This is a genomic window from Dactylosporangium maewongense, from assembly GCF_039531485.1.
GTDB lineage: Bacteria > Actinomycetota > Actinomycetes > Mycobacteriales > Micromonosporaceae > Dactylosporangium > Dactylosporangium maewongense.
In genome coordinates, this window is the sequence record NZ_BAAAQD010000006.1 from 117,416 (window position 1) to 140,176 (window position 22,761).

Sequence of the window (22,761 nt, forward strand, 5' to 3'; positions counted from 1 at the left end):
CGCATCGTCGCGCGGCGGTACGATGAGGGCCGGTTCGGACATGAGCCGCGGGCGCGACAGCGCCCATTCCGTGCACGGGCCGAGTGGGTCGGCTGTGAGCTCCGAGGAATGCGCCTCATGTCCGCGTATCGATCCGTCGACCGACCAGACATCTCTCCCGCGGCACCGCGGACCCAGCCGCGGACCCAGCCACAGACGGAGCCACAGACGGAGCCACAGACGGAGCCGCTGCGGCTGAGCGGGTCGGCGGCCCGGGCGAGCGCGCGGGTCGCCGCGGAGGCGAGCCGGGCGGCCGCCGGGCAGGCGCGGCTGGCCTCCGCGATGCTGCGGGAGCGGCAGCGGGAGGTCGCGGCGGCCCGGGCCCGGCTGCTGGAGCTGTTCGAGCAGGTGGCCCCCCGCCTCGCCCGCGCGCCCGGCTCCTTCCCGGTGGGGGCGGCCACCCGCGTCCCACCCGCCGTCGAGAACACCGCGCCGCCGCCCGGGCAGGACCGGCGGTCACCGACCCAGGCGTGATCGACTCGGGGTGATTGCTGCGATTCGGCGGCCATCCGCGGGTATCACCTCTTCAAGCGCCCCGGCGAGAGGGAGACTTGAGGGAGCGCGCGGCGCGACCGCCCCCGCGTGCCGCCACAGGGAGTCAGATGGACCTGACGATCACGGTGTCATCCCAGCGCGACGAGGACCTCGTGGAGGTCGCCGGCTCGGTCGACTACGCGACCGTGCCGTACGTGCGGCAGGTGCTGTTCGAGCTGTTCGACGCCGGACGGTGCCGGATCGTCGTCGACGCCTCCCAGCTGCGGGTCATCGACGCCGCGTCGATCAGGAACCTGCTGTGGCTGCGCGAGCGCGCCGGGCAGCTCGGCGGCGAGCTGCGGCTGGTGGGCGCGACCGGCGCCGCGCTGACCGCGCTGGAGATCACCGGGGTCGCGAAGCAGTTCGGGGCGTACGACCGGGTCTGCCGGTCCGAGCGGGCCGACCGTCGCGTCGTCGACCTCGGCAGCCTGCGCCCCGGTCCCGACCAGTGGCCCATCGAGGTGACCGGCCTGCTCGACCGGCTGCACGCGATGCCGGCCGGCGGGCCCGACCACGGCCGGGCCCGCGGGTCGATCATCGAGCTGTGCCTGCCCGCCGCGCACCGGCTGGCGCGGCGCTACGCCGGTGCCGGGGAGCACCTCGACGAGCTCACGCAGATCGCGTCGCTGGCGCTGGTCAAGGCCGTCGACGGCTTCGACTCGTCCCGCGGGGTGGAGTTCGGTGCGTACGCGACGCCGACCGTCGTCGGCGATCTCAAGCGGTTCTTCCGCGACCAGACCCCGGGCATCAGGATGCCGCGCCGGCTGCAGGAGCTGCGCCTCGCCGCGGGACTCGCCCGCGACGACCTCACCCAGCGGCTCGGCCGCTCGCCGACCGCCGCCGACGTCGCCGCGGACCTGGGCGTCGGCGAGGAGGAGGTCGTGGAGATGCTCGGCGCGACGTTCGCGGACCGGCCGCTGTCGCTGAACGCGCCGGGCCCCGGGTCCGACTTCGACAACGCGACGCTGATCGACGCCCTCGGCGGCGACGACCCGGCGTTCGGCCTGGTGGAGTACCGCAGCTCGATCGCGGTCGTCATGGCCGAGCTGCCGGAGCGCGCCCGGCGGATCATCGGCCTGCGCTTCTACGGCAACCTCACCCAGGCGGAGATCGCCCGCGAGCTCGGCCTGTCGCAGATGCAGGTCTCGCGGCTGCTGCAGCAGACGCTCGACCTGCTGCGCCGACGGCTGACGGAGTGAGCACGGTGGCCGCCCCGAGGGCCGTCGTCGTGGTCGGCGCGTCCGCGGGCGGCGTCGAGGCGCTGCGGACGCTGATCGCCGGCCTGCCCGCCGGCCTGCCGGCCGCAGTCTGCGTGACCCTGCACATCCCGCCGACCATGGTCAGCGCCCTGCCACGGATCCTGTCGCGGGCCGGCGCCCTGCCCGCCAGCCATCCGCCCGACGGCGCGCCGCTGCTGGCCGGTCACGTGTACGTGGCACCCGCCGACCGGCACCTGCTGCTCGACGGCGACCACGTCCGGCTGTCGCCGGATCCGCAGGAGCACGGGCACCGGCCGGCGATCGACCCCCTGTTCCGGTCGGCGGCGCGGCACTGGGGGCCGCTGGTCGCCGGGGTGGTGCTGTCGGGCAGCGGCGACGACGGCACCGGCGGGCTGCGGGCGGTCGTGGCCCGTGGCGGTGCGGCCTTCGCGCAGGCACCGCAGGAGGCGCTGTTCCCGCGGATGCCCCGCAACGCGGCCGAGCGCGTCTCCGGCTGCCACGTCCTGCCGGTGGCCCGCCTCGCCCCCGCGCTGGCGGCCTTCGCCGCGGCTGTCGCCGGCGCCGGCGTCACGCGTCCGGACCCGCTGCCCACCGAGCCGCCGCGACCGGTGCCCGGCCTGCCGGACCTGCCGGCGGGGGTGACGGACGCGCTCCGGGTGGCGGTGCGCAGTCTCGAGGAGAAGGCCGAGCTGAGCGAGCGCATGTCGGCGACGGCGCTGGACCGCGGCAGCGTCACGACCGCCGAGCGCTACCAGAGGGCCGGCGCCGAGGCGTCCCGCGCCGGCGCGGTGATCCGCGAGCTGATCATCCGGATCGGCGCCGCCGGGCAGTAGCGCGACGCGCCCTGTGGCGACCGTGTCGACGCCGGCCCCTGGCGGTACGGTTCGTCAGTGGCGGCTCTACGGAAGGGTGACGATGACCGGGCCGGACTATGCCTTTGAGGCGCTGCTCACGTACCTCAAGGAGGCACGGGGCTTCGACTTCACGGGGTACAAGCGCTCCAGCCTGATGCGCCGGGTCGACCGGCGGATCACGCAGCTCGGCATGCACGGCTACAGCGAGTACCTCGACCAGCTCCAGGTGCACCCGGACGAGTTCACGACGCTGTTCAACACGATCCTCATCAACGTCACGAGCTTCTTCCGTGACTCGGAGCCGTGGGACTACCTGCGCACCGAGCTGATCCCGCGGATGCTGGCCGAGTCGAAGCCGGACGCGCCGCTGCGGATCTGGAGCGCCGGGTGCGCGTCCGGCGAGGAGGCGTACACCCTGGCGATGCTGCTGTGCGAGGTGCTCGGCCCCGACGAGTTCCGGCGCCGGGTCAAGATCTACGCGACGGACGTCGACGAGGAGGGCCTCGCCCAGGCCCGGCAGGCCGTCTACAACGAGCGCGACGTGCAGGCCCTGCCCGACGGGATGCTGGAGCGCTACTTCGACGTCACCGGCAACCGGTACAGCTTCCGCAAGGACCTCCGCCGGTCGGTCATCTTCGGCCGCAACGACCTGGTCCAGGACGCGCCGATCTCGCGCATCGACCTGCTCGTCTGCCGCAACACCCTGATGTACTTCAACGCCGAGACGCAGGCGCGGATCCTCACCAGGTTCCACTTCGCGCTGGCGCCGGCCGGGCTGCTGTTCCTCGGCAAGGCGGAGATGCTGCTGAGCCACACCAGCCTGTTCGCGCCGGTCGACCTGAAGCGGCGGGTGTTCCGCCGGGCCGCCCGCCCGGCGTTCCTCGGCGACCCGGTCCTCGCCGTCCCGGCGCCGGCGCTCGACGCCTCGCGGCTCACCGGCCTGGACCTGTTGCGGCACGAGGCGTTCACGGCCGGCCCGGTCGCGCAGATCGTGATCACCGACAGGGGGGTGGTCGCGCTCGTCAACCATCAGGCGGAGACGCTGTTCGGGCTGTCGTCCTCGGACTGCGGCCGGCCGTTCCGCGACCTGGACCTCTCCTACCGGCCGGTGGAGCTGCGCGGGCACATCGAGAAGGCCAGGACCGACCGCCGGGTCGTCCGGGTCGCCGACGTGCAGTACACCACCGGCCAGGGTGAGAAGTTCCACCTCGACGTGCAGATCCACCCGCTCACCGCCGGCTCCGGCGAGCTGCTCGGCGTGGCGATCGTCTTCCAGGACATCACCACGGCGCGGCGCCTGCAGCAGGAGCTGGAGCACTCGAACCAGCAGCTGGAGGCGGCGTACGAGGAGCTGCAGTCCACCAACGAGGAGCTGGAGACCACCAACGAGGAGCTGCAGTCCACGGTCGAGGAGCTGGAGACCACCAACGAGGAGCTCCAGTCCACGAACGAGGAGCTGGAGACGATGAACGAGGAGCTGCAGTCCACGAACGACGAGCTGCAGGCCATCAACGAGGAGCTGCAGGACCGCACCGGCGAGGTGCACGAGTCGAACGTCTTCCTCCAGGCGATCCTCAGCAGCCTGCGCTCCGGGGTCGTCGTGCTGGACCCGGAGCTGCGCGTCATGGTCTGGAACCGGCGCATGGACGACCTGTGGGGCATCCGCGCCGAGGAGGCCGTCGGCCAGCACTTCCTCAACCTCGACATCGGCCTGCCCACCGACCGGCTCCGGCCGCTGATCCGCTCGGTCCTCGGCCCCGGCCCGGCCCAGGACCACCTGACGCTGAGCGCCATCAACCGCCGCGGCCGCCCGACCTCGCTGCGCATCGCCGCGAACCTGCTGGTCGACGGCAACGACACCGCCGCCGGCGCCATCCTCGTCATGGACCCGGTGACACCCACCGACGACCCGGCCCAGCCGGACCCGGCCGCCACCCCTGACGGGCAGCAGACCGGGCACTAGACCCCGGTCCCGCCCCTCAGGGGCGCAGGGTGCACCAGACGGTCTTGCCGTCCGCGGTGCGGGTGGCGCCCCAGGCCACCGTCAGCGCCTCGACGATCATGAGGCCGCCGACGCTGCCGGCCGGGGCGGGCAGGCGGGGCAGCGAGGGCGCCCGGTCGCGGACCGCCAGGTGCAGGTACCGCCCGCGGATCGACACCCAGGCGGTGACCGGCGCGGCCCCGTGCCGGAACGCGTTGACGACCAGCTCGGTGATCACCAGCTCGGCGTGGCCGGTGAGCGCCTCGCGGCCGTGCCGCCGGCAGAAGGCCCGCACCACGTCGCGGGACTGGGCCAGGCCCCCGGCCAGGCCCCCGGCCAGGCCCCCGGCCAGGCCGTGGACGTCCCACCCGACCTGCACGGCCCCCTCCTGCCGGGCGGCGAGGGCCTCCGCCTCCGCCAGGCCCGCGGCGACCGCGGTGTGCCGGACGATCGCGAAGCTGTCGAGGTCACGGGCGACGGCGGGCGCGGCCGAGTGGATGACGATCTGCGCGCCGGGCCAGGCGGCCGCCGCCCGCGACAGCGAGAGGAACACCGTCAGCGCGACCGGATCGGCGACCGTCACCCCGGCGAGGTCGACGAGCACCGCGGCCGGCTCCCCGGTCAGCGCCTTGAGCACGGACTGCCGGAGCACCGTGGCGGTGAGCGGGTCGAGCGTGCCCCGCGCGGTCACGTAGGCCAGCGGCGGCCTGTGCTCCAGGTCGCAGACGAGGAGGTCGGCCGGCACGGGTCGACTGTAGCCCCGACCCGGCCCCGCCGCGCGCGGGGCCGGCCAGGGGCGTCAATCTCTGCCCACCGCACAGTGACGGGCGAAGATTTCCTTCACCAGGCCATTGACATCGATGACGCTGACTGAAGACACTCATCAGCAATCGATTTCTCACCTCCTCGCGACAGGTGCCCCGGATCCCGGGACACCCATCTTGAGCTGCCCAAGAACCCGAAGGAGCACCGTGAGACGCACCCCTGCGGCGTTGCTGGCCGCGCTCTGCCTCACCATCACCGCGGCGGTCGCCGCCGCCCCACCGGCGGCGTCGGCCGCGCAGGACCGCATCCTCGCCTGCCCGTCCATCCCGTCCGGTCACGACCCGGCGGTCACCACGATCGTGTACCGCGTCGCCCGCGGCTTCAACGCCGACGACAAGGTGATGCTGTCGGCGTTCGAGGCCGGCTGGGTCGAGTCGCACATGAACAACCTGCCGTGCGGCGACAAGACCTCGCTCGGCGTCTTCCAGCAGCGCTGGGACTACGGCTGGGGCACCGCCGAGCAGATCATGGACCCGGTCTACGCCTCGACGCAGTACGTCACGCGCGCCATCACCTGCGACCGCAACAACCCCGGCTACAGCGCCGGGCAGGTCGCCCAGTGCGTGCAGCGCTCCGGCTTCCCCGACCGCTACGACCAGGTCGCCGCCAAGGCGCGCACGCTGCTCGCCGAGGCGGCCCGCACCGCGTCCATCGCCGCCGGTTCGAGGACCGACGTCAACGGCGACGGCCGCGACGACATCCTGACGTTCACCCAGAACGCGAGCGCCGACGTGTACGTGGCGCCCTCCACCGGCAGCGCGTTCGCGGGCACGTCGGTGAAGTGGCACGACTTCTTCTCCATCGGCGGCGAGACCGCCTCGACCGGCGACGTGAACGGCGACGGGAAGGACGACGTCGTCACGTTCGCGCACAGCAACACCGGCGACGTGTACGTGGCGCTGTCCACCGGCACGTCGTTCGGGGCCGCACAGAAGTGGCACGACTGGTTCGCGCCCGGTGCGGAGATCGGCGCGGTCGGCGACGTCAACGGCGACGGGAAGGCCGACATCATCACGTTCACGCACAACCCGGCCGGCGACGTCTACGTGGCGCTGTCCACCGGCACCGGCTTCGGCCCGGGCGTGAAGTGGCACGAGTTCTTCGCCCCGTTCGGCGAGTACCCGGCCGTCGGCGACGTCAACGGCGACGGCAAGGCCGACATCATCACCTTCACCCAGGGCCCGGCGAGCGCCGCCGACGTCATCGTGGCCCTGTCCACCGGCACGTCGTTCGGGGCCGCACAGAAGTGGCACGACCTGTTCGCGGTCGGCGCCGAGCTGCCCCGGGTCGGCGACATCAACGGCGACGGCAGGGCCGACATCGTCACCTTCACCTGCGACGCCGACGCCGACGTCTACGCCGCGGTCTCCACCGGCACGGGTTTCGCCGGCACGACCGTGAAGTGGAACGACTTCTTCTGCCTCGCCGGTGAGTTCCCGTACCTCGCGGACGCCAACGGCGACGGCAAAGACGACATCGTCGTGTTCACCAAGGGCGCCACCAACGACGTGTACGTCGGCATCTCGACCGGCACCGCCTTCCTCGGCGGCGCGAAGTGGCACGACTTCTTCGGCCTCAACGGCGAGGCGACCCTGTGAGCCCCCGACGGGAGACCCCCATGGCATCGACCTGGTTGCGCCGCGGCGCGAGCGCCCTCCTCGCGGCCGCGCTGGCCGCGACGACGACCACCACGGCGGCCGCGGCCGCACCCGCGCGAAGCCCTCTCGACGCCGCGTTCGACCGGGCCGCCGGCGAGTCTGGCGTCCCGCGCGACCTGCTCGTCGCCGTCGGCTACGGCGAGACCCGCCTCGACGGGCACGGCGGCAGGCCCAGCCAGGACAACGGGTACGGCGTGATGCACCTGGCGAGCAACCCCGGCAACCACAGCCTGGAGCGCGCCGCGCGGCTCACCGGCGAGCCCGTCGCCCGGCTGCGGCTGGACACCCCGGCGAACATCCGCGGCGGCGCGGCGGTCCTGCGCGACCTCGCCGACGCGCAGGGCCTGAAGGCCGGGGACCGGGGCCGGATCGCCGCCTGGTACCCGGTGGTCGCGGCCTACGCCTCCGCCGTCGACGACGCGACCGCCCGCCTGTCCGCCGACCACGTCTACGACCTGCTGCGCGACGGCGTCACGGGGGTGCTCGCCGCCCGGAAGGTCCAGCCCGAGCTGGGCAGGTTCGCCGCCGTCCAGCCCGCCGGGGCGCCGAAGGCGTCCCTGGCCGCCCTGCCCGAGTACGGCCCGGCGCGGTGGGTCCCGGCCAACGCCGCCAACTACGGCGCGGGCCGCTCCAGCCGGATCACCACGGTCGTCATCCACGTGACCCAGGGCTCCTACGCCGGCACGGTCAACTGGTTCCAGAACCCGGCCGCCGGCGTGAGCGCGCACTACGTCGTCAAGTCCAGCAACGGCGAGATCACCCAGATGGTGCGGGAGGGCGACACCGCCTACCACGCCCGCTCCGCCAACGCGTACGGCGTCGGCATCGAGCACGAGGGCTACGTGGACAACCCGGCGTGGTTCACCGACGCGATGTACCGCTCGTCGGCGGCGCTCACCCGCTACCTCTGCGACAAGTACGGCATCCCGAAGAACCGCACCGGGATCAAGGGACACAACGAGATCCCCGGCAACGACCACACCGACCCGGGCCCCAACTGGAACTGGAACTACTACATCTCCCTGGTCAACCAGGGCGGTGGCGGCGCGGGCGGCAGGTACTTCGCCGGCTCGCCGACGGACTTCAACGGTGACGAGCTGGACGACATCGTCACCTTCACCCAGGGCACGCTCAACGACGTGTACGTGTCGACGTCGACCGGCACGGGCTTCGCCGGCACGTCGGTGAAGTGGAACGACTACTTCGGCCTCACCGGCGAGACCCCGCTGACCGGCGACTTCAACGGCGACGGCAAGGACGACATCGTCGTGTTCACCGGCGGCACCCTCGGCGACGTGTACGTGGGGCTGTCCAACGGCACGTCGTTCGGCGCCGGGGTGAAGTGGCACGACTGGTTCGCGCCCGGCGCGGAGGTGCCCGCGGTCGGCGACGTCAACGGCGACGGCAAGGACGACATCATCACCTTCACGCACGACGCCGCCGCCGACGTCTACGTGGCGCTGTCCACCGGCACCGGCTTCGGCCCGGGCGTGAAGTGGCACGAGTTCTTCTCCATCGCGGGCGAGTACCCGGCGGTCGGTGACGTCGACGGCGACGGCAAGGCCGACATCATCACGTTCACCCAGGGCCCCGCGAGCGCCTCGGACGTGATCGTGGCGCTGTCCAACGGCGCGTCGTTCGGCGCGCCGCAGAAGTGGCACGACCTCTTCGCCGTCGGCGCCGAGCAGCCGCGGGTCGGTGACATCAACGGCGACGGCAAGGCCGACATCGTCACCTTCACCTGCAACGCCGACGCCGACGTCTACGCGGCGACCTCCACCGGCACGGCCTTCGCCGGCACCACGGTGAAGTGGAACGACTTCTTCTGCATCGCCGGGGAGTTCCCGTACCTCGGTGACGTCAACGGCGACGGGAAGGACGACATCATCGTCTTCACCAAGGGCACCACGAACGACGTGTACGTGGGCCTCTCCACCGGCACCGCGTTCCTCGGCGGCGCCAAGTGGCACGACTTCTTCGGTCTCAACGGCGAGACCACGCTGTAGCGCAGAAAGGAGCCCCCCCCCCGGGCGGGGTGGGGCGCCTCTCCATGACCCGTCAGGAGCCGCCGAGCTTGGTGTAGACCTCGGCGGCGTTGTCCTTGGTGATCTGCTGCGTGCCGAGGGTCGTGCTGCGCGGGACGTCCTTGGAGCAGTCGACCAGGATCTTCCTGGCCAGGTCGACCGCCTCGCGGCCGCCGGTGGCGTACTGGAACGTCGCGGCGAGCCGGCCCTGCTCGACGGCCTTGATGCCGCCCGACGGCACGGGCAGCGCGTCGATGCCGGTGAACTTGATCTTCGTCTCGAGGCCCGCGGCCTTGGCGGCGAGATACGCGCCCTCGGCCATCGGGTCGTTGTGCGCGTAGACGGCCGCGACGTCCGGGTGCGCCTTGAGCAGCGCGTCCGCCACCGACTGGCCCTTCTCCCGCAGCCAGTCGCCGGGCTGCGACGCCACGATCTCGATCTTCGGGTTGCCCGCGATGCCGGCGCGGAAGCCGTCCGCCCGCTCCTTCGCCGGGGTCGAGCCCGGCAGGCCGGCGATCTCGATCACCTTGCCGCCGTTGGGCAGCAGGGTCTTGGCGTAGTACTCGCCGGCGGCCTTGCCGATGGCAACGTTGTCTCCCCCGATGAACGCGGTGTAGGCGTCGCCCTCGACCTTGCGGTCCAGCACGATGACCGGGATCCCCTGGTCGTACGCCTTCTTCACGACCGCGGTGAGCGGCTTCGCCTCGTTCGGCGAGATGATCAGCAGGTTGATCTTCTGGGTCAGGAAGCTCTCGACGTCGGCGACCTGCTTGCTGTTGTCCTGCGCGGCGTCGGAGACGACCACCTTGAAGCCGGGGACCGCCTTCGCCGCGGTCTGGACGTCGTTGTTCATGACCTGCCGGTACGGCTCGGCGTTGTTCGCCTGCGACATGCCGATGAGGAACTCCTTGCCGGTGCCGCAGGCGGCGGCTCCCGACGCCCCGGCGGCCTTGTTCTGCTCCGACTGGGTCTCCACGCTGCACGCGGAGGTGGCGAGCAGCGCGCCGGCGGCGAGCAGGGCGAGCGTGCTGGTACGGGTACGCATTGATCGCTCCTGGTGGATGGGGTTGGGGTGTCAGACGACGCTGCGGTGCAGCTTCTGCAGGCCGGCGGCGGCCACGATGACCAGGCCCTTGATGAGCAGCTGGACGTTGGCGTCGATGTTGTTGAGCGCGAGGATGTTGTTGAGGATGCCGAGCAGGAGCGCGCCGGCCAGGGTGCCGCCCATCGAGCCGGAGCCCCCGGACAGGCTGGTGCCGCCGATCACCACCGCGGCGATGGCGTCCAGCTCGTACCCGGCACCGTCGTTGGGGCTGCCCTGGTTGAGCTGGCCCGCGTGGACGACCCCGGCCACCGCCGCGAGGAGCCCGGCGATGGCGAACACGGCGACCTTGACCCGGGTGACCGGGACGCCCGAGAGCCGGGCCGCCTTCTCGTTGCCGCCGATCGCGTAGACGTGCCGCGAGAACGCGGTGGTGCGCAGCACGACGACGGCGGCGACGCCGATGGCGATGAAGAGCACGGCCGGCACCGGCACCACGCCGTTGATCGAGCCGTTGAGGATCTCGAACGCGGGCGGCGCCTCCTTGGGGCCGTCGCCGTACGCGATCGGGATGCCGAGCCCGCCGGACCAGATGCGGGCCAGGCCGCGGGCGACCTGGAGCCCGGCGAGCGTGACGATGAACGACTGGATGCCCAGCCGCGCCGTCGCGTAGCCCTGCAGGGCGCCGAAGACCGCGCCGATGGCGAGGACCGCCAGGACCGCCGGCAGGATCCCGTAGCCGGAGTCGACCATCAGCGTGGCGGTGCCGACGGCCGACAGCCCGAGGATCGCGCCGACGGACAGGTCGATGCCGCCGAGCAGCACCACGAACGTCATGCCGATCGCGATGATGCCGATCTCCGACACCGCCCGGACGATGTTGCCGAGGTTGCCGGTGGACAGGAAGAGGTTCTCGCCGCCGCGGGTCGGCGACGCGATGACCGCGGCGACGAACACCACCACGAGCGCGAACAGGCTCTGCACCGTGAAGAGCCGGTCGATGAGTTCGCGGCGGCTGCGGGGGCGGCGCAGCCAGCGCGCCACCGAGGTGCTGAGGGATGCCTTGAGCCCGGTGGTGCCGGCGGCCGGCGTCTGCTCGTCGATCACGCTGACTCCCTCGAAGAGTGATCCGGCTTCTCGTGTGTGGCCACGCCTTCTCCGGTCGCGGCGGCGGCAGGTGTACCGGCGGCGCCGGCCACCTCGATGTCCGCTCCGGGCGCGGGGGCGTCCGTCGCGCTGACGGCGGCGGCGCGGGTCGTGCCCATGGCCGCGGCGAGGACGGCCGCCGCGTCGGTGCGCGCCGCCGGCAGGTCGGCCACCGTCCGCCCGGCGCGCAGGACCACGATCCGGTCGCAGACGCCGAGCAGCTCCGGCAGCTCTGACGAGGCGAGCAGGATGCCCATCCCGTCGTCGGCGAGCCGGTGCAGCAGCCGGTAGATCTCGGCCTTGGCGCCGATGTCGACGCCGCGGGTCGGCTCGTCGAGCAGCAGCAGGCGCGGCCGCGCGAGCAGCTGCCGGGCGAACACGACCTTCTGCTGGTTGCCGCCGGACAGCGCCCCGACGGGCACGGCCGTCGACGGGGTCTTGATGGCCAGCTCGGCGATCTTGCCGAGCACCGCCGCGCGCTCCCGCCGGCGCCGGACGATCCCGGCGGTGCTCAGCCGGTCCAGCGCGGTGAGCGCGATGCTGCGCCCGGTCGAGTGGCCGAGCACGAGCGCCGAGCCGCGCCGGTCCTCCGGCACGAACCCGACGCCGTGCCGCAGCGCCCGGCGCGGGCCGCCCGGCGCGTACGGCGCCCCGTCGAGGCGGACCGAGCCGCTCCGGCGCCCCGCCGGACCGGCCCCGAAGAGCGTCTCGAGCAGCTCGGTGCGGCCCGCCCCCATGAGCCCGGCGAGGCCCACGATCTCGCCCGCGCGCACCGTGAGCGTGACCCCGGCCGGCTCGCACCGCCCGGGCCGCCGGGTCCTCGGCCGCACGGCCAGGCCGGCGACCTCGAGCAGCGGCGCGCCCTCCTCCGCCCTGACCTCCGTCTCCGCCGAGCCGAAGAGCGTCTCCACGGACCTGCCGACCATCAGCGAGATGATCTCGCCCGGGCCTGCGGCGCGCGGGTCGACCGTGCCGGCGACGCCGCCGTTGCGCAGCACCGTCGCCCGGTCCGCGATCCGCTCGATCTCCTCCATGCGGTGGGAGATGTAGACGATGCCGACACCGCGGCGGCGCAGCTCGTCGATGGTGGCGAAGAGCCGGCGCACCTCGGCGTCGGCGAGCGCCGCGGTCGGCTCGTCCATGACGAGCACCCGCGCGTCGAGCGACAGCGCCTTGGCGATCTCGACCAGCTGCTGCTCGCCGACGCGCAGCGCGCCGACGGGCCGGCGCGGGTCGAGCTCGGCGCCGAGCTGCCGCAGCTGCTCCCGGGCGTTGCCCAGCATCGCCCGGCGGTCCAGCAGCCGCAGCCGGTTGCGCGGCTCCCGGCCGAGGACCAGGTTCTCCGCCACCGACAGCCCCGGCACCAGGTCGAGCTCCTGGTGGATCGTCGCGATGCCGGCCGCCTGCGCGTCGGCCGGCCCCTGGAAGCGCACCGGTTCGCCGCCGACCGTGATCTGCCCGGTGTAGTCGGTGACCACACCGGACAGCACGTTCATGAGCGTCGACTTGCCGGCGCCGTTCTCGCCGAGCAGCGCGTGCACCTCGCCGGTGCGGACCGAGAAGTCGACCCCGGCGCAGGCGACCACGCCCCCGAACTGCTTCGTGATGCCGGTCATCGTGACGAGTGCCTGGGTCGCGCTCATAGGCATCACTCCAACGAGACGTCTCAACAGCGAGAAATCGATTTCTCACCGTGGAACGTAGAAGACCGTCACTACCCTGTCAAGGTCTCGTAGCGGTGTCGTAATGATCAACATGGATCACGGTGTCGCGTTGATCTGGGCCTGGACGGTGCCGGCGAAGGCGACGTCCCGGCGGACCCCGCTGGCGGCGAACCGCCACGTCCCGCCCGGGTACTGCCCCGGCGCCCACGCGGTCCCGCCGGAGCGCCACAGCGGCTGCCACGCGGCCCCGGCGTGCCCGGCGTCGTACCAGATGTTGTCGCCCCGCCACGCCGACGCCCAGCGGTGCGACGACACCACCGACAGCCCGTCGGCGGACAGCATCGACCAGGGCGGCATCCCGCTGACGTCGCCGGTCGGGCGGGCCTCCACCGACGGGTCGCCGACCATCGGCAGCGCGCCGTCGACGTTGAACGCGACCTCCCACACCCCGGCGGTCGTGGGGCCGCGGACCGACCAGACCACGTCGCTCTGCAGCGCCGGGCCGGTCCAGCGCGGCGCGACCGTGAGCAGCCAGTCGGCGGTCACCGGCTCGTCGCCGAACGGGATGCCGGCCAGGTTGATCCGGGACCCGTCCGCGGACACGTCGATTCGCGCCGGCGCCCCCGCCGCGTCGGTGACCCCGAAGCCGCCGACGGCCAGGTACGGCCCGGTCCCCCGGAACGACGAGTCCAGCGCCGGCCGGTACGCCCCGCCGCCGCCCGGGTCCACCGCCAGGGAGGCGATCCGCGCCGACGGCCAGGTGCGGATGTCGGCGCGCAGGAAGCCGGTGCTGACCACCCGTCCCCGCGCGACCACGCCCGAGGTCCATTGCAGCGGCGCCAGCCACAGCCCGCCCATGCCCCAGCCGGCGTGGCTGAGGTACCAGGCGGACCCGTCGACCACCACCTCGGCGGCGTGCGCGTCGAGGACCGCCACCCGTTCCGCCCCGTCGAAGCGCAGCGGGTCGCGGCTGCGGAAGACCGCCGTGCGCCGGTACGCGGCGCCGTAGTCGACGCCGTCGCAGCAGACGAACAGGTACCACCACTCGCCGCGCCGCACCACGAACGGCGACTCGGTCTGCCCGGCCGCCTGTCCCGTGAACGGCGAGGTGAACGCGGTGCCGCGGGCGCTCCACGTGCGCAGGTCGGTGCTGGTGCGGTAGCCGACGATGTGGTTGCCGCCGCCGGGCGCGGTCGTGGCCGTGTAGTACATGACCCACTGGTCGCCGACCCGGGTCACCATCGGGTCCCGCGCCTCCCACCCGTCGGTGAACAGCGGGTTCGCCGGGCTGCGCGTCCAGGTGACCAGGTCCGTCGACGTCGCCAGGTGCATCCGGTACCGCGTGTAGTCGGGGTTCCCGGCGGCGTAGAACATGTAGTAGACGCCGTTGTCGTGGACGACGTGCGGCGCCCAGATCCACTGCTCCCCGGCGGCCGGCGACGCCACGAGGGCCGGCGGCTGTTTCGTCCACGGCCCGGTCGGCGACGGCGCGGTCGCGTGCCCGAACATCGTCTCCTGCAGCGGCGCGCCCGGCTCGGCGTGCGTGATGCCGAACGCGTGCCACACGCCGGTGCCCTGGTGCCGCACGATCGTGTGGTCGTTGAAGTACCAGGCGGAGGACTCCCCCACGCCCGGGTCGTAGACGCGGGTGAGCGCGCCCCGCGACGGGGTCTCCGCGACGGTCTCGTAGGTCGTCGTGGTCACCGCCGGCAGCGCCCCGACCCGCTGCAGCGTGATCGTGTCGAGCCCGGCGAAGAAGCCCGACGAGGCCGGGGCCCGGCCGGTGACGGTGACCGTGAACCGGTGCGTGCCGGCCGTGAGCGCGACCGAGCCGAGCGGCACGGCGCCGGTGCGCTGGACGGACGGCGCGTAGCCGTCGAAGAGCTGGCCGACCGCGACCCCGTCGACGGCGAAGCGCAGCGTGCCGTAGTCGGCGGCGCGGGTCAGGGCCCCGCCCAGGTCGTACTGGCCGGGGGTGACGGCGGGCAGGGTGACGGTGACCGTGTCGCCGGCCCGGGCGGCGCGGAACCACAGCTGCCGCCCGCCGGACCAGGTCACGCCGCAGCAGTCCGGCTGCGCCTCGACCGGCGCGGTGGCGGACACCGCCGGCAGCAGCGACTCCGCCTCGAGCTTCACGGGCGCGTCGGCGGCCCGGGCGGGCCCTGCCGGAATCAGCAGGGCCCCCACGGTCACCACAGCGGAGCAGAGCGCGGCGGCGCGCATCACGGCACGCTCGGCCGCGCGACCGTGGACGCGCCGCCGCCCAGGTTGTCGTGCCACCGCCAGGCGTTCTGCACGAAGCGCCCGCCGTCGGAGAGCGACACGTACACGTCGGCCGCCGGATCGCCGGTGAACGTGACGATGTCGGCCTTGCCGTCGCCGTTGAAGTCGCCGACACCCGGGCGTTCGGCGTTGACGGCGAAGTTGTCGTGCCACTTGCCGGCGGTACCGAAGCCGCCGCCGGACGACAGTGCGACGAGGACGTCCGCGGTCGATCCGCGGGTGAAGACCGCCACGTCGTCGCGCCCGTCGCCGTTGAAGTCCCCGGTCGCGACGGCGTCGCCGCCGAAGCCGGACCGCCACAGCCAGCCGTCCTGCACGAAACGGCCGCCGTCGGACAGGGCGACGTAGACGCTGCCGCCGGACCCGCCGGTGAAGGTGGCGATGTCGTCGCGGCCGTCGCCGTCGAAGTCGCCGACCACGGGCGTCTCGGTGCCGACGGCGAAGTGGTCGTGCCACTTCACGCCGGGGCCGAACCCGGAGCCGGTGGACAGCGCGACGTACACGTCGGAGGTCGTGCCGCGGGTGAACGTGACGATGTCGGTGCGCCCGTCGCCGTCGAAGTCGCCCACGAGCGGCACCTCGGCGTCCACGGCGAAGAAGTCGTGCCACTTGACGCCGGCGCCGAAGCCGCCGGAGCCGTTGCCGAGCGCCACGTACACGTCGGCGGGGCCGCCGCGGGTGAAGGTGATGAGGTCGGTGCGGCCGTCGCCGTCGACGTCGCCGGTGAAGGGCACCTCGCCGTCGAGGGCGAAGAAGTCGTTGCCCTTCACGGCGGGTCCGAAGGCGGTGCCGGACGACGTCGCGCTGAACACGTCCGCGTCGGCGCCGCGGGTGAAGGCGACCGCGTCGTCGCGGCCGTCGCCGTTCACGTCGCTGACCGTGCGGCCGCGGGTCGTGCCGGAGACGACACCCGACGCGGGGCCCGCGTTGCCGGCCGCGTCGACCGCGACGACCCGGTAGTACCAGGTCTGCCCGACCGGCAGGGGGCCGTGCCGGAAGCTCGTGCCGCTCACCGTGCCGCGCAGGTTCGCCGCGGTGACCGGGACGCTCGCGTTCGTCGAGCCGTAGACGCGGTAGGCGGTCACGCCGACGTTGTCGCTCGCCTCCGTCCAGCTGAGGCCGATCGCGTGGGTCCTCCCTCCGGCGGTGGTCAGGCCGGTCACCGTGCCGGGGGCGGTCGTGTCGGCGAACGGCGCCACCATGCTCAGCGCGCTGTACCTCGACGCCGTCCACGCCCCGCCGGAGGGCGTGAGGGTGACCGTGACCGCGGACTTGCCGGCGGTGAGCGCGACGGGCAGGGTGAACTCGTCGGTGAGCCAGCGCTGGGCGGCGTTGCCGAGCGGTTGCAGCCACACGCCCGCGCTGACGCCGTCGACCGCGACCGCCGCCTGCTGGTAGGCGCGCTGCTGGTCGCCTGTGCGGCGCAGCCGGACGCCCGAGTTGCCGGGGTCGGTCGCGACCCGGAACGAGATCGCCGCCGAGCCGGCGCGCACCTGGGCGGTGGTGGACACGTCGTCGTTGTCGCCCTCGAAGACCGACGTCAGCCCGTACTGGGAGGCGGCGCCGTCGCCGTAGGCGTGCGCGCCGCGGCTGGCCGCGTCGCCGGTGACGACGGTGTCGGTGAGGCGCAGGGCGGCGGTCGGCTGGGTGTACAGGAACGCGGTGGAGGCGTAGTCGGCCGGTTCGTTGGCGGTCGGCCCGTGCTCGATGCCGAAGCGCAGCCCGGTCGTGAACGACACGGCGTCGCCGATCATGAGCCGGTACGCGGCGTCGCACTCGTCGGCGCAGCCCGCGGTGCGGAAGCGGTGCCCGGTGTTGCCGGTGAAGACGCCGGAGTACTCGCCGCGGTTGAAGTACCAGCCCGACTCGTAGAAGTCCTCGGTGCCGGTGCCGTACAGCTGCGGGGTGGCCGACCCGTCGACGTACACCCGCTCGTCGCCCTCGAGGTAGTTGCGGGTGTTGCCGCCGGTGATGTGCGCGCGCATGGTCTGCGCGACGCCGACGAAGCGCCCCCGGCCGGCCTGGTCGGCGATGACCCAGTCTTTGCCGTTGACGGTCTCGCCACGCCGCGACTGGGCGGTGAAGTGGCCGAGGTCGCCGCCCCAGGCCGTGGGTGCCGAGGTCACCTCGGCCTGGATGCCGCCGATCGACGTGCCACCGGTGTTCGCGATCGCGACGGTCGCGCTCGTACCGAACGGCATCGGCCACCAGGCGCTGTACCAGCCGCCGGGCGCGGCGTCCATGGCGAACATGAGCGAGCGCACGGTCCGCTCGCCGAGCCCGGCGCCGAAGAACTCCGCGACCGGCGCGTCCACCGTGGTGCGCCCGTCGAACGTGATGCGGACCCGCAGGGCGGTGAGGTTGGCCTCGGTCGCGGCGGCGTCGGGGATCCGCAGCCGCAGCGCGGTGATCGCCCGCGGCCCGGAGAGCGTGGCGAGGGTGGCCTGGCCGCCGGCGGGGGCGGTGACGGTCACGGCGGTGGTGACCGCGCCGGGCTGGGCCGGCTTGGGGTCGCGCAGGCCGGCCTGGCGCAGGTTGTCGACGACGTCGGTGGCCGGGTCGGCGGGGTTGAAGCGGGTCACCCCGTCGGCGTCAGAGAACTGGCGGTAGCCGACGTGGTAGAAGAGCGGGTTGTTCTGGGTGACGACCCGCATGCTGCTGCGGTACGGCATCGGCACCTTGACCGTGACGCCGCCGGAGGTCTGGTCGGCGTTGGTGACCAGCGGCCAGCTGAACGGCGCGCCGAGGTTGCCGTTGACGAGGTTCTGCAGGCCGGTGTCGACGACGGTGACGCCGTCGAGCTCGATGCGGATCCAGCCGGTGGCGCTGACGTTGCCCTCGTCGCGGGTGAACCAGATCGACTGGATCTCCCCCGGGCCGCGGTCCTCGGCGAGCACGCAGCCGCCGTCGATGCGCAGGCAGGAGTAGGTGCCGCCGAACCCGTCGTCGTTGGAGCCGTCGCGGCCGAAGCTGGAGAACTGCTTCGTCCTGGTGCCGGCGGACAGGGTGGGCAGCCGGTCGAGGCGGCGGTAGGTCTCCCAGCCGACCGGGCCCTTGTCGTCGGCGACCGCCGCGACCGCCGGCGGGGCGGCGCCGATGACGGTGAGCAGCGGGATGAGCAGGATCGCTACGGCGGCTCTTCGCAAGACTCGCATGGGTGGCGTCCCTTCGGGGAAATCGATTACCCGCTAGTAGACGACTAACATCCAGGTCCGTCAATATGTAGGAAGGTTTCACCGGAGAAATCGATTTCCAGCACCGTAGCCGCGCTTCTCCGGGGGTGTCAACGGCGAGGCGTGGCATCATTGCGCTCCGGAGCCGCCTGGAAGGATGTAGGTCATGGCGACCATCTACGACGTCGCACAACGGGCGCAGGTCTCCCCCGCCACCGTCTCCCGCGTGCTCAACGGGCGGGCCAGCGTCGACCCCGACATGGTCGTGCGCGTGCAGGACGCGGTGCGCGAGCTCAACTACCGGCCCAACTCGGTGGCCCGCAACCTGCGCCGCAGCCGCACCACGCTGTGGACGGTGATCATCTCCGACGTCGGGAACCCGTTCTTCACCGCGATGGTCCGCGGCGTCGAGGACGTCGCCCAGCGGGCCGGCTACTCGGTCGTGCTGTGCAACAGCGACGAGGACCCGGCGAAGGAGGCGCAGTACGTCACCGCCGCCCTGCAGGACCAGATGGCCGGGGTGATCATCTCCAGCTCCGGGCACGCCGCGAACGTGAACCGGCTGATCGAGGCGGGCACGCCAGTCGTCGCCATCGACCGCCAGATCAGCGGGGCCAACGTCGACAGCGTCCTGGTCGACAACGAGCACGGCGCCCACATGGCCACCGCGCACCTGCTCGAACGCGGCTACCGCCGCATCGCCTGCATCACCGGCCCGCGGAAGGTGTCCACGGCCGCGCAGCGGCTGCGCGGCTACCAGCAGGCGCTGCGCGAGCAGGGCTTCGCGACCCCGGCGGCGCTGGTGCGCTACTCCGACTACCGCGAGGAGGGCGGCTACGCCGCGATGGCGTCGCTGCTGGACGCCGGCGACCCGCCGGACGCGGTGTTCGCCGCCAACAACCTCATGACCGTCGGGGCGGTCGAGTGCGTCGTCGACCGCGGCATCGCCGTCCCCGCCGGCATGGGCGTCATCGGCTTCGACGACATCCCGTGGGCGCACCTGGTGCGGCCGTCGCTGTCGACGGTCTCGCAGCCGACGTACGAGCTGGGCCGGACCGCGGCGATGCTCCTCGCGGAGCGGATCACCGAACCGGACCGGCCCGCCTCGACCGTCACCCTTCAGACGACGCTGAAGGTGCGCGAGAGCAGCCTCAAGCCCTAGGACCTAGAGCTTCACGTCCCCGCACAGGTGCACGACGACGCCGAGCCCGTGCAGCATGGCCGCCTTCGCCAGCAGGGCCCGGTCGGCCGCGGCGGCGTCCGGGGCGTAGGCGACCTGCACGTGGTTGGCCTTGTGCCGAGCCATGAGCTGGTCCCGGCCCACCCCGTGCAGCACCGCGTGCATGATCGGCCACTGCCGGTCGGTGGCGTCCAGCCGGCGCTGGGTCTCCTCCGGCGGCAGCTCCCGCACGCTCGCCCGGCCCAGGTCGGCGTGCAGCACGCCGTCCATGATGAACACCCGCGACCACACGATCTCGCCCGGCTTCGACACGCCACTGAGCGTGCCGCCGCCGAGCGGGAAGAACATCGGCGGCTGGCGCATGCTGTAGCTCTTGTCGTAGCCGCCGTTGTGCGAGGCGGGCACCGAGCCGGAGATCTCGAAGACCCAGACGAACTCGCCCTCGTACTGCTCGCCCCAGCGGATGTCGTGCAGGGTGGTCGCCGGGTCGAAGCCCATCGCGTTCCACAGCCGGTTCGTCAGCAGCGCGTCGACGGCGACCCCCTCGTCGACCTCGTTGAAGTGCGGCAGGGGCGCGCCCGCGTACAGCTCCCTGGCGCCGTCACGGCTGCGCACCGGCGGGCGCTCCACGTTGTTGAGCAGGCCCTCGGCGAGGTCGCTGGCCGGCACCACGTCCTTCAGCCCCTGCTGGTACTGGATCCCGACCGCGTCGAGGCCGAAGTCGTCGCTGATCCGCAGCGCCGCGACGTACATCCTGCACTGGCTGAGCACCTGCGCCTCGGTCAGCTCGGTGGCCTCGTCGGTGCCGAAGTGGAACGTGAACCCGCGGTCGTCCAGCCACGACGTGACCGCGGCCGCCTCCGCGTCGGTGACCTTCAGCATCTCCGCGACCAGCGCGCTCTGCGACAGCCGCTCCTTGTAGATGCCGAGCGGGTTGAGCAGCTCGTCGTCGAAGATCGCGTTGTACATGCCCATGCAGCCCTCGTCGAAGACGCCGATGATCGCCTTCTCGTCGCGCAGCTGCTCGGCGAGCGCGGTGCCCAGGACGACCTCCGGTGCCTCCCGGTCGAGCGCCGGCAGGTCCCGGACGTGCGACAGGTCGTGCACCACGGTGCCGGTCTCCAGCCACTCGCGCAGCCCGTCGACGGCCCAGTCGTCGGTGAAGTCCTCGCTCCACAGCGCCGAGTGCGCCACGCCGGCCTTGGTGAGGCTGGCGGTCAGGTTGAGCAGGCCGACCAGCCCGGGGAACGCGCCGGACCAGTTCGCCACCACCAGGATCGGGCCCTGATGGGTGCGCAGGCCCGCGAGCACGTGGTGGCTGTACTGCCAGACGGCCTCCACCACGATGAGCGGCGCGTCGCGCGGGACGTGCTTGAACACCTCGATCCCCATGCGCTGGCTGTCGATGAAGCCGTGCCCCTTGACCTCGTCGAACTCGTGCGCCCGTCGCGCCTGCCAGCCGAGCCGCGCCAGGGCCGCGGTCACGTCGGCCTCCAGCCGCTGCTGCGTCGGCCAGCACCGCAGGTTGGCGCTGGGCCGCAGGTCGCCGCTCGTCACCAGGTACGCGGTGACCGGCTCGGCGGCCGGACGCTCCAACGGGACCGGGAGCTGGTACGGACTGGTCATGGGGTTCCTCCGGTTGACTCGGTGCCGGCTGCCAGGCGGTGGCTGATGTCGGCGGTGGCCGGGTACAGGTCGAGGTACAGCTGGTAGCGCTCGTCGTAGACCGCGGCGGCGCCCGGGTCCGGGCTGATCCGCTCGACGACGGGGTTCCAGGTCCCGACATCTGTCGTGTTGCTCGCCAGGAATGCGGCGCCGTAGCTCGCGCCGATGGTCTTCTCGGGGATCAGCTGCTCGCGGCCGGTCACGTCGGTGACGATCTGCGCCCACAGCCCGCCCTGCGTGCCGCCGCCGACCGCGACGATCCGCTCGATGGTGCCGCCGGCCGCCTCGATCGCCTCGATGTTGTGCCGCACGCCGAACGCGGTCGCCTCCAGCACCGCCCGGTACAGGTCGCCGCGGGTGTGCCCGACCGTCAGCCCGGCGATCACCCCGCGCGCGTGCGGGTCGGCGATCGGCGTGCGCTCTCCCGCGAAGTACGGCAGCATCAGCAGCCCTCTCGCACCCGGCCCGGACTCGCGCGCCTCTTCCAGGAGCCGCGGGTAGCCGGGCGCGCCGAGCAGGTCGTGCAGCCAGCTCGTGATCGCGCCGGACGTCGCCATGCCGGCGGCGAGGTTGCGCGTGCCGGGGAACGCCCCCGTGGTCCCCCACAGCACGGGCGACGTGTTCCGCACGTCGGTGGTGTGCACCAGGAACATCGTCGTGCCGTACATCAGCATCAGGTCGCCGAGCCGCTGCGCGCCGACGCTGACCGCCTCCGACCAGGCGTCGATCGTCCCCGCCACGACCGGCGTGCCCTGCCGCAGCCCGGTCTCGGCGGCGGCCGCCGGGGTGACGCCGCCGATGACGTCGCCGGGCCAGACCAGCGGCGGCAGCGCGACGCTCCCCGCCAGGTCCGCCGCCCACGGCTCGTGCCAGGCCTGCGCCGCGGCGTCGTACATCGGCGTGCACTGGCTGGCCGAGTGCTGGTCCAGGTAGTACGCCCCGGTGAGCCGCCACCCGAGCCAGCTGGCCGGCATGAACAGCCGCCGCGCGGCCCGCCACACCTCCGGCTCGTGCTCGGCGACCCAGGCCAGCTTCGGCCCGACGCTCTGCGTCGACAGCGCCGACCCGGTCCGCTCCCGGATCACGTCCGGCCCGCCGAGCTGCGCCGTCAGCCGCGCGATCTGGGCGGTCGCCCGGGTGTCGACGCCGTACAGGATGCCGGGCCGCAACGGGAGGCCGGCGTCGCCTGTCAGGACGACGCACGGCCCCATCCCGCTCACCCCGACGGCCGTCACTTCACCCGGATGCGCCGCCAGCAGCTCCCAGACGATCGAGACGGCCTCGCCCCACCACAGCTCCGCGTCCATCTCCACATGCCCGGGCCGCGGCGTCTGTACGTCGTGCCCGCGCACCGCGGTCGCGATGATCGCACCGTCCCCGGCGACGAGCACCCCCTTGGTACTCGACGTCCCCACATCGATGCCGATAACCATCCCGCTGCCCGACATGGCAACAAGATGTCAGAAATCGATT

15 protein-coding genes are annotated in these 22,761 nt (G+C 72.9%); 7 read left to right on the forward strand and 8 right to left on the reverse strand.

Features of this window, described 5'->3' with window-relative positions:
* The first annotated feature begins 117 nt into the window (after positions 1-117).
* The 4 genes from ABD332_RS17060 (at position 118) to ABD332_RS17075 (ending at position 4,610) form a co-directional block, all read left to right on the forward strand.
* Complete coding sequence (locus ABD332_RS17060) at positions 118-513, forward strand: hypothetical protein (protein WP_344502909.1); 396 nt, start codon at positions 118-120, stop codon at positions 511-513.
* 128 nt (positions 514-641) lie between these two features.
* On the forward strand, positions 642-1,772 hold the full coding sequence (locus tag ABD332_RS17065; RefSeq protein WP_344502910.1) for a sigma-70 family RNA polymerase sigma factor: 1,131 nt from the start codon (positions 642-644) through the stop codon (positions 1,770-1,772).
* A gap of 5 nt (positions 1,773-1,777) precedes the next feature.
* On the forward strand, positions 1,778-2,626 hold the full coding sequence (locus tag ABD332_RS17070) for a chemotaxis protein CheB (RefSeq protein ID WP_344502912.1): 849 nt from the start codon (positions 1,778-1,780) through the stop codon (positions 2,624-2,626).
* 82 nt (positions 2,627-2,708) lie between these two features.
* The gene (locus ABD332_RS17075) at positions 2,709-4,610 is read left to right on the forward strand and encodes a CheR family methyltransferase (protein ID WP_344502913.1); all 1,902 of its coding nucleotides are present in this window, start codon (positions 2,709-2,711) and stop codon (positions 4,608-4,610) included.
* 16 nt (positions 4,611-4,626) lie between these two features.
* On the opposite strand, the gene ABD332_RS17080 is transcribed toward ABD332_RS17075, so the two are convergent.
* Positions 4,627-5,373, reverse strand: a complete 747-nt coding sequence (locus tag ABD332_RS17080; protein WP_344502914.1) for an STAS domain-containing protein — start codon at positions 5,371-5,373, stop codon at positions 4,627-4,629.
* A 226-nt stretch (positions 5,374-5,599) separates the two neighbouring features.
* Between ABD332_RS17080 and ABD332_RS17085 the strand changes: the two genes are divergently transcribed.
* Positions 5,600-7,051, forward strand: coding sequence for an FG-GAP repeat domain-containing protein (locus tag ABD332_RS17085; protein ID WP_344502916.1), 1,452 nt, complete (start codon positions 5,600-5,602; stop codon positions 7,049-7,051).
* A 20-nt stretch (positions 7,052-7,071) separates the two neighbouring features.
* A complete protein-coding gene (locus ABD332_RS17090; RefSeq protein WP_344502917.1) occupies positions 7,072-9,117 on the forward strand; it encodes an N-acetylmuramoyl-L-alanine amidase in 2,046 nt (681 codons plus the stop codon).
* A 52-nt stretch (positions 9,118-9,169) separates the two neighbouring features.
* On the opposite strand, the gene ABD332_RS17095 is transcribed toward ABD332_RS17090, so the two are convergent.
* The 5 genes from ABD332_RS17095 to ABD332_RS17115 form a co-directional block, all read right to left on the reverse strand.
* A complete protein-coding gene (locus ABD332_RS17095; protein ID WP_344502918.1) occupies positions 9,170-10,180 on the reverse strand; it encodes a substrate-binding domain-containing protein in 1,011 nt (336 codons plus the stop codon).
* Between the two features lie 30 nt (positions 10,181-10,210).
* A complete protein-coding gene (locus tag ABD332_RS17100) occupies positions 10,211-11,284 on the reverse strand; it encodes an ABC transporter permease (protein WP_344502919.1) in 1,074 nt (357 codons plus the stop codon).
* Complete coding sequence (locus ABD332_RS17105; RefSeq protein WP_344502920.1) at positions 11,281-12,966, reverse strand: sugar ABC transporter ATP-binding protein; 1,686 nt, start codon at positions 12,964-12,966, stop codon at positions 11,281-11,283. The genes ABD332_RS17100 and ABD332_RS17105 overlap by 4 nt, the downstream gene beginning before the upstream one ends.
* Before the next feature lie 117 nt (positions 12,967-13,083).
* Positions 13,084-15,210: a glycoside hydrolase gene (locus tag ABD332_RS17110; protein ID WP_344502921.1), complete on the reverse strand. Its 2,127-nt coding sequence runs from the start codon at positions 15,208-15,210 to the stop codon at positions 13,084-13,086.
* Entirely contained in the window at positions 15,210-18,425 is a 3,216-nt protein-coding gene (locus ABD332_RS17115; RefSeq protein WP_344502922.1) for a DUF2961 domain-containing protein, read from the reverse strand. Before ABD332_RS17115 ends, ABD332_RS17110 begins: the two co-directional genes overlap by 1 nt.
* 184 nt (positions 18,426-18,609) lie before the next feature.
* Between ABD332_RS17115 and ABD332_RS17120 the strand changes: the two genes are divergently transcribed.
* On the forward strand, positions 18,610-19,605 hold the full coding sequence (locus ABD332_RS17120; protein ID WP_344502923.1) for a LacI family DNA-binding transcriptional regulator: 996 nt from the start codon (positions 18,610-18,612) through the stop codon (positions 19,603-19,605).
* Between the two features lie 3 nt (positions 19,606-19,608).
* Here ABD332_RS17120 and ABD332_RS17125 read toward each other — a convergent pair whose 3' ends face one another.
* Both ABD332_RS17125 and ABD332_RS17130 read right to left on the reverse strand, forming a co-directional pair.
* A complete protein-coding gene (locus ABD332_RS17125; protein WP_344502924.1) occupies positions 19,609-21,249 on the reverse strand; it encodes a fucose isomerase in 1,641 nt (546 codons plus the stop codon).
* A complete protein-coding gene (locus ABD332_RS17130) occupies positions 21,246-22,736 on the reverse strand; it encodes an FGGY-family carbohydrate kinase (protein WP_344502925.1) in 1,491 nt (496 codons plus the stop codon). The genes ABD332_RS17125 and ABD332_RS17130 overlap by 4 nt, the downstream gene beginning before the upstream one ends.
* Positions 22,737-22,761 lie beyond the last annotated feature (25 nt).

Bases quoted from the DNA above. Each gene is read 5' to 3' on its own strand.
- ABD332_RS17060 (WP_344502909.1), top strand. From the start codon at position 118: ATGTCCGCGTATCGATCCGTCGACCGACCAGACATCTCTCCCGCGGCA.
- ABD332_RS17065 (WP_344502910.1), top strand. From the start codon at position 642: ATGGACCTGACGATCACGGTGTCATCCCAGCGCGACGAGGACCTCGTG.
- ABD332_RS17075 (WP_344502913.1), top strand. From the start codon at position 2,709: ATGACCGGGCCGGACTATGCCTTTGAGGCGCTGCTCACGTACCTCAAG.
- ABD332_RS17090 (WP_344502917.1), top strand. From the start codon at position 7,072: ATGGCATCGACCTGGTTGCGCCGCGGCGCGAGCGCCCTCCTCGCGGCC.
- ABD332_RS17095 (WP_344502918.1), bottom strand. From the start codon at position 10,180: ATGCGTACCCGTACCAGCACGCTCGCCCTGCTCGCCGCCGGCGCGCTG.
- ABD332_RS17105 (WP_344502920.1), bottom strand. From the start codon at position 12,966: ATGAGCGCGACCCAGGCACTCGTCACGATGACCGGCATCACGAAGCAG.
- ABD332_RS17110 (WP_344502921.1), bottom strand. From the start codon at position 15,210: ATGCGCGCCGCCGCGCTCTGCTCCGCTGTGGTGACCGTGGGGGCCCTG.
- ABD332_RS17115 (WP_344502922.1), bottom strand. From the start codon at position 18,425: ATGCGAGTCTTGCGAAGAGCCGCCGTAGCGATCCTGCTCATCCCGCTG.
- ABD332_RS17120 (WP_344502923.1), top strand. From the start codon at position 18,610: ATGGCGACCATCTACGACGTCGCACAACGGGCGCAGGTCTCCCCCGCC.
- ABD332_RS17125 (WP_344502924.1), bottom strand. From the start codon at position 21,249: ATGACCAGTCCGTACCAGCTCCCGGTCCCGTTGGAGCGTCCGGCCGCC.
- ABD332_RS17130 (WP_344502925.1), bottom strand. From the start codon at position 22,736: ATGTCGGGCAGCGGGATGGTTATCGGCATCGATGTGGGGACGTCGAGT.